10 protein-coding genes are annotated in these 6286 nt (G+C 26.5%); 2 read left to right on the top strand and 8 right to left on the bottom strand.

All coding sequences use genetic code 11. From position 1 onward, the window contains the following. Positions 1-125: 125 nt before the first annotated feature. The 8 genes from Q0V24_RS13075 to Q0V24_RS13040 all read right to left on the bottom strand — a co-directional run bounded on the left by Q0V24_RS13075 (position 126) and on the right by Q0V24_RS13040 (position 5522). On the bottom strand, positions 126-383 hold the full coding sequence (locus tag Q0V24_RS13075; protein WP_297522212.1) for a hypothetical protein: 258 nt from the start codon (positions 381-383) through the stop codon (positions 126-128). A 56-nt stretch (positions 384-439) separates the two neighbouring features. Beyond that, positions 440-604, bottom strand: coding sequence for a hypothetical protein (locus Q0V24_RS13070; protein ID WP_297522210.1), 165 nt, complete (start codon positions 602-604; stop codon positions 440-442). Positions 605-1050: 446 nt separating this feature from the next. Continuing rightward, a complete protein-coding gene (locus tag Q0V24_RS13065) occupies positions 1051-1431 on the bottom strand; it encodes a hypothetical protein (protein WP_297522208.1) in 381 nt (126 codons plus the stop codon). Positions 1432-1619: 188 nt separating this feature from the next. Beyond that, positions 1620-2771 (bottom strand): hypothetical protein, encoded by a 1152-nt coding sequence (locus Q0V24_RS13060; RefSeq protein WP_297522206.1) that lies wholly within the window; start codon positions 2769-2771, stop codon positions 1620-1622. Positions 2772-2854: 83 nt separating this feature from the next. Further along, complete coding sequence (locus Q0V24_RS13055; protein ID WP_297522204.1) at positions 2855-3373, bottom strand: hypothetical protein; 519 nt, start codon at positions 3371-3373, stop codon at positions 2855-2857. Further along, positions 3363-4229 carry an ABC transporter ATP-binding protein gene (locus Q0V24_RS13050; RefSeq protein WP_297522202.1) on the bottom strand — a complete coding sequence of 289 codons (867 nt, stop codon included), beginning with the start codon at positions 4227-4229 and terminating at the stop codon, positions 3363-3365. The genes Q0V24_RS13055 and Q0V24_RS13050 overlap by 11 nt, the downstream gene beginning before the upstream one ends. An 11-nt stretch (positions 4230-4240) precedes the next feature. After that, positions 4241-5008 carry a hypothetical protein gene (locus tag Q0V24_RS13045; RefSeq protein ID WP_297522200.1) on the bottom strand — a complete coding sequence of 256 codons (768 nt, stop codon included), beginning with the start codon at positions 5006-5008 and terminating at the stop codon, positions 4241-4243. Next, positions 4998-5522, bottom strand: coding sequence for an RNA polymerase sigma factor (locus Q0V24_RS13040; protein ID WP_297522199.1), 525 nt, complete (start codon positions 5520-5522; stop codon positions 4998-5000). The genes Q0V24_RS13045 and Q0V24_RS13040 overlap by 11 nt, the downstream gene beginning before the upstream one ends. A 323-nt stretch (positions 5523-5845) precedes the next feature. Here Q0V24_RS13040 and Q0V24_RS13035 point away from each other — a divergent pair, with 323 nt between their 5' ends. Continuing rightward, on the top strand, positions 5846-6019 hold the full coding sequence (locus tag Q0V24_RS13035) for a hypothetical protein (RefSeq protein WP_297522197.1): 174 nt from the start codon (positions 5846-5848) through the stop codon (positions 6017-6019). Continuing rightward, complete coding sequence (locus Q0V24_RS13030) at positions 5992-6204, top strand: nucleoside transporter C-terminal domain-containing protein (RefSeq protein ID WP_297522195.1); 213 nt, start codon at positions 5992-5994, stop codon at positions 6202-6204. Before Q0V24_RS13035 ends, Q0V24_RS13030 begins: the two co-directional genes overlap by 28 nt. Positions 6205-6286 lie beyond the last annotated feature (82 nt).

The following is a 6286-nucleotide window of genomic DNA, read 5'->3' as shown; positions in this document are numbered from 1 at the left end:
CACCTATAGAGTATAAGGAAAGTATGTCCGAATAAATTCTGTACTAAAAAAGGTTTATAATCCACTATATATTATAGGTGACAATCTTTTAAAATACAACCCCATTTTATAAATTCTATTTGATTTTATATTATAACACCAAACTCATCTTCCCCACTATCATAATAATCTCTTGAATCTCTTGATACAGTTATATATGTATTATCCTCTAACTTAACGTAGAATATATCTAATGCTATTCCATCCTCAGTCTTAACTACCGGTACATTCATTTCATATAGTTTAACTGTCTCACAAGCACATACTATTTTAAAATCCTCTTTATTTAATATCTTTCCATCATATTTTCTTAATTCATCTGGTGTTAATATTGTTATCATCATTTTTTATACTCCGCCTTTTTCACTTTTATATTTTTTCTTTTAAATTTTATTCCTTTTTACTCTTGATTACAAGCACAAAAAGAATGTTGAACCTTAACATACTCTGCATCTGATAATGATGCTAAATATTTCTCAAAATGCTCTTGAGAGCAAAAATCTCCAACTCCATTTGCTATATAGTCTTTTTCTAATTCTTTTTCACAGCACATACATTTTTTCATTTCTTTACTCTCCTCTACTCTATAAGTAAATTTCTTTATTACATTAATTATACTCCCTTATTTATATAAATAAAATAATGCTTACTTTATTTACCTATTACTATCTATTTTTGTAAGCTCTCTTAACCTAATTTCAAGATTTATAATATCTTGAAATTCACGTGGTATTATAAAACTTGTATTCTCCCCTCTAACTATTGTCAAATTTCCATTATATTTTTTAATACTACTAATCTCTTTTAAAACTAACTCTTTTGAACTAATATTCTCTTTCTTTTTTGCTACTGATATTTTAGTAGTTTTTAATACTAATTTCCCACTCCTTCTATAAATCTTATACTATATAATTCGCTACTCTTTTTAAATTTCCTTTATTCTCTTATTATTCCCCAAAAAAGAAAAAGTTAGTATAAAATATACTAAAATATTTTCATACTAACTTTTCCTTATTTAATAACATAATTCACTTTTCCTTCTACTGATTTAGGATAAATTATTAAGGTAATATCTCCCTCTGCTTTTGTAAATTTAAATTCATCTTCAAAATTTCCAGCATCACTTATAGTTTTTTCAAGTAATACTGTTTTTTTACTATCTATAAGTTCTACTTCAAAACTTCCTGATTTTATATACCCGTTAATTGTAGCTTCAGCTTTATTATCAATTTTACTACCATCTAAAACTATTTCTATCTTAGTATTATCTGTTTTATCAAAATCTATATTCCCAGTAAATCGTGTTCCTGATAAAGAGGCTAAAAAGTGTAATCCTCCTCCTACTATTAATAAACCACCTAGACATGTTAATATCATCATTTTTTTCTTCATAATATTTATCCCCCTCTTTCTTATCTATACTCTAAGTATAACTTAAAAACTAAGCTACTTTTCATTTATTACAAATCTGTAATACTACGCTAAAAAAGTATCACTCTAATATCTATCCTCTTCAAACAAAAAAATTAGTATAATATATACTAAGATATTATTATACTAACTTTCTATTATTAATTGAATTAATCTATATCTAGTTTTCTTTGATTTTTCAATATATATATACTAGCTATAATCCCTATTATAGTAATTATTATCCAACATCCTATTTGATAGTATTTACTCTCCATAGTGCTTGCAAATAAATCTACTCCAAAGAAAGATAACATAAATATACTTCCTACCGCTATAATATTACACATAACAAGTGCTATATATGTGTTAGCTTTTGTACTTATAAACATTGATATTCCTACCACTGCAAAAGCTACTATATAACCAAAGATTCCTATTACAATAATATACTCTCCAATAGTTAAATCAACAGCTCTTATATATCCTCCCATGAGTTCTGAGTTTACAGAACAATCCCAAAATTTAAAAGCTCCCGTTGTTGATAATAATCCACCTAATATCAAAAGTTCTAAAGTTACAATTATTCCAGCCCCTACAAATCCTGCTATAAGTTTACTTTTAAATATCTTTCTACCTATCTTTGCACCATGTTGAAGCTGATTAACTTTATTACTTCTATCCCTTATAAATATCGGTGATATTAACAAAAATACTGTAAATGCTATTATTCCAAACATCCCTATTGCAAGACTTTCTGTATTTCTTAGAAAAAAGTATGGTATAGGTGCTTTACTATCTTCTCTACTTCTAAATTCTTTAATTCTTTCTAAATCTTTTTTTGATATATCCATATACTCTGCTATAATTTCATTTTCATCTGTACTTTTATTATAATTTTCTATTACAAGATTTCTAGCATCATAAAGCAACTTCTTTTCATCAAATGCAATTTCCATAATTAAATCGCTAATTTTTTCATCTAAAAAATCTGATTCTTCACGAAATCTTTCAAACTCTTCAAGGTTTGTAACTCCATATTCTTTCAAATCTTTATTATTTTTTATAAGCATTTGTGCATTTTCTTCATAGGTTTTAGTTTCTTTTTTAAAATCTTCAAATTCATTTTTATCCATATATGGACCATAATCCATAAGTATTTTATTTGCTACTGTATAATATGACCCTTCAATACTCCCATTTGTAAAAAATTCAATGTTATGTTGCATTGTAAATGAATATATAATTAATGCTACTATCCCTGCAAGTCCTATTGTCTTTATAGTGAATAATTTTTTCACTTCAAACTTTATTAAATTCATTATAATCCCCCTAAATTAAATCCTCTTTTCTATACCTTTTATAACTAAAGATTGCAAGTACACTTATAAGTGTTGGTGTTAATCTAAACTAACTCTTCTACTTTTCCTGTTAAACTGTATAAATCAACTATATTATTTGCTAGTTCATCACTATCTGTATTACTGTAAGCTTTATCAAGTTCTATAGCTAAATTCTTATATGTTCCCATATAAAAGTTAGATACTATAAATTCATAATCGTTTGTGCTAAGCATATCATTATATCCTACAAGATTTTTTACCTTCTTATCTGCTAAAAATTCATCTATAGAACTAAAAGCTTCTTCATCCTTTTTATCTAATATCTTATTAATCTGTTGTAAATTTTTTTCTCCCTCGATTTCTATATTTTTTATAAATTTATCATCTATAATATAGCCAAACTCTTTTTCTACTTTAACAACTTCATTTTCTGCCTCGGGAAAATAATTACTTGTTGCTATTAAAAATATATTAAGCCCTATACATATAGTTATAAAAATCCATATAACCTTTGAGGCTAATACCTTTTTAGCCTCTTCTCTTTTTACCCCATACCCCATATCCCATACTCTATAATTCACCCTCTCGATATTCATATAAAAATAAATCTTCAAGGCTTGGTGTTACTTTTATAAACTCTTCTTTTATATCTTTCTCTGCGATAAATCTTAATTTAATATTTTTCCCCTCTTGCTTTTCAGATAATATAAGATGATTTTTTCTAAACTCTCTACTCTCATTAAAGCTCATAGTCATTTCAAAAACCTTACCTTCTATAAGCTGACATAAAACATCCATTTCATCTTTATATAAAACATTTTTATCTTTTATCATAATTATCTCATTTGCTATAAATTCAATATCTGAAACTATATGTGTTGAAATTACAACTATTTTATCTCTACTTAAATCACTTAAAAGATTTCTAAACCTTGCACGCTCTTTTGGATCAAGTCCTGCTGTTGGCTCATCTAATATTAAAATTTTAGGATTATTTAAAAGTGCCTGTGCTATTCCAACCCTTTGTATCATTCCACCTGAGAACTGCTTCATTTTTTTATCTGCAACATCTTCTAGAGCTACCATTTTTAAAAGTTCTTTAATTTTCTCTTTAGCCAACTTTTCCTCTATCCCTTTTAAAGCTGCTATATATAATAAAAATTTATTAGGGCTATAATTCCTATAATATCCAAACTCCTGTGGCAAATATCCTATAATATCTCTGTAGCTATCATCTAGGTCACTTATATTTGTCCCATCATATAAAATCTCGCCCTTGCTTGGATATATCAATGTAGTTAACATTTTTATAAGTGTTGTTTTACCAGCCCCATTAGGTGCTAAAAGAGCATATACCCCTGTATCAAATTCTAAATTTATATTATCTAATGCTATAAACTTCCCATAATCTTTTTGAACATTTTTTACTACTAACATCAAATCTCCCCCTAATTTTTTTTTCCTCTTAAACCCATATATTTTTTTAATGATTTTATATAAACAACTAAACTAGCTCCTGTAATTATCACATGAAAGTATATTGGCATCTTAAAAAGAAACTCATTATACTCCTTGAGCATAAATGTATTTAAAATAATATTTACTCCTATCCAGACTAAAATCACTACTGTTTTTGTATGTCTTTTTTTCACTCTTGAAATTACAACAAGCAAAATTGCAGAAAATAAAAATAATGATGTAATTGATGTAGCTATTACCTTTACTAATAAAATATCTTTATTAGCAAAGTACATAAATATTAGTGAAATAGTATTTATTATTGCTGCTACAATACTAAAGATAAACATTCTAATAGCTATTAAACTATGTATGTTGTACTTACATGTAAGTTCTATATCTACAGCACCTTTTTCTTTTGCATTAAAAAATGAAAAAAGAGTTAAAACCACATAAAATATAGGCGAAATTAAAAATATAGGGCTATATACATATTCTAAATTTGCATTATTAAAAATTAGAATTAATGAAAATACTATAGAGAAAGTTCCTACAAGCCCCATAAAAAACAATTCTACTTTATCATGAAAAATATTTTTTACTCCTATCTCTTTAAATATAGTTGTAGTACTTTTTATAAAACCTAGCTTTTTCTTTACTGATACCTCTGTGATTTTTTCTATTTCTGAAAAATCTATATCAGGAACTTCAAAATCATTATCTAAAAAATCAAAGTCTTCTATATCATTATTTCCCATCATTTCTCCTTTCTACAACTATCTTGATTTTTTTGATAGTTGAATAATACCTTGTTTTTACTGTAGATTCAGACAGACCTATAAGAATAGCAATTTCCCTAAAAGATATATCAGCAAAAACTTTAAGTCTAAATATCTCCTGTACCCCAGATTCCATAGTATTTAAAATATCCATTATTTCCTTTGCATCTTCCTTTAATAAAAAACTTTTTTCAATATCTACATCTGAATAAAGTTTACAATCCTCAATTTCATCAACTATAGTTTTATACTTATAGTACTTAGACCTATAAAAATCAATAATTTTATTACTCGCAATCTTATATATCCAAGTCTTAAAAGAACTTTTATTCTCATCATAACTATGTATTGATTTAAGCATACTTATAAAAATATCCTGTGTTAAATCCTTTGAAGTTTCCTTGCATTGGTTCTGCCTGTAAACATATCTGTAAATATCTTTGTAATAAGTAGCTATAAGTTTATTTGCAGCAACTTTATCTCCTTTTTTCACAATACTTTTTATTAACCTAATCTCATCTATCTGTCCTCACCTCCTATGTCTTTGTTTTAATTAAATCATATAAAATTTATAAAGCTTTTAAATTTATAAAAAGTTGACTGTTTTTTCATCTAGTATTTTTAAATTAAACTTTTTTGCCTTACATATATTCATTCGTAGCAAAGTTTTAAATAGTTTTAATAGTTTTTTATTTTACAATTTATTAATAAATATTTAAAAACTTATCTTCTAAATCATATGGAATTCCAGCTAATGCACTTCTTGCCTCAAGTGCATTAGTTCCTGTTGGAAGTATTTTAATTTCTAAAATCCTTATGCCAGAAGTTGATAAAGTTACTGAGATAGATGAAATAAAGGCTGATGGTAAAGAGGAAAATGAGAATTTAATTTGTGCTATATCAAATGGTGCTTGTAGTGGTGCTCAATGTATCAGCTGTTCTTATAGCTTGTATGGCTATAGTTGGAATATTATCAATATATTATCTTAGGAACTATACTATCAATAGCATTTCACCCTATTGGCTGGCTTATGGGAGTTTCTCCTAAAAATATAACTCTAGCAGCAGAATTACTTGGTAGTAAAATAGCTTTAAATGAATTTGTAAGTTTTGCAGCATTTGGAGAAGTTATAGCATCATTAGATTACAGAACTGGTATGATGTTATCAATGTAAATATGTAGATTTGCTAACCTTTCTTCTATTGCTATATGTATAGTTGGAATAGGTTCTTATGCTCCCCAAAAAAGGACTTTTA

Source organism: uncultured Clostridium sp. (assembly GCF_947039605.1).
Classification (GTDB): domain Bacteria; phylum Bacillota; class Clostridia; order Clostridiales; family Clostridiaceae; genus Sarcina.
Note: the sequence above shows the minus strand (reverse complement) of the source record. Positions and strands in the feature narration are given on the sequence as shown.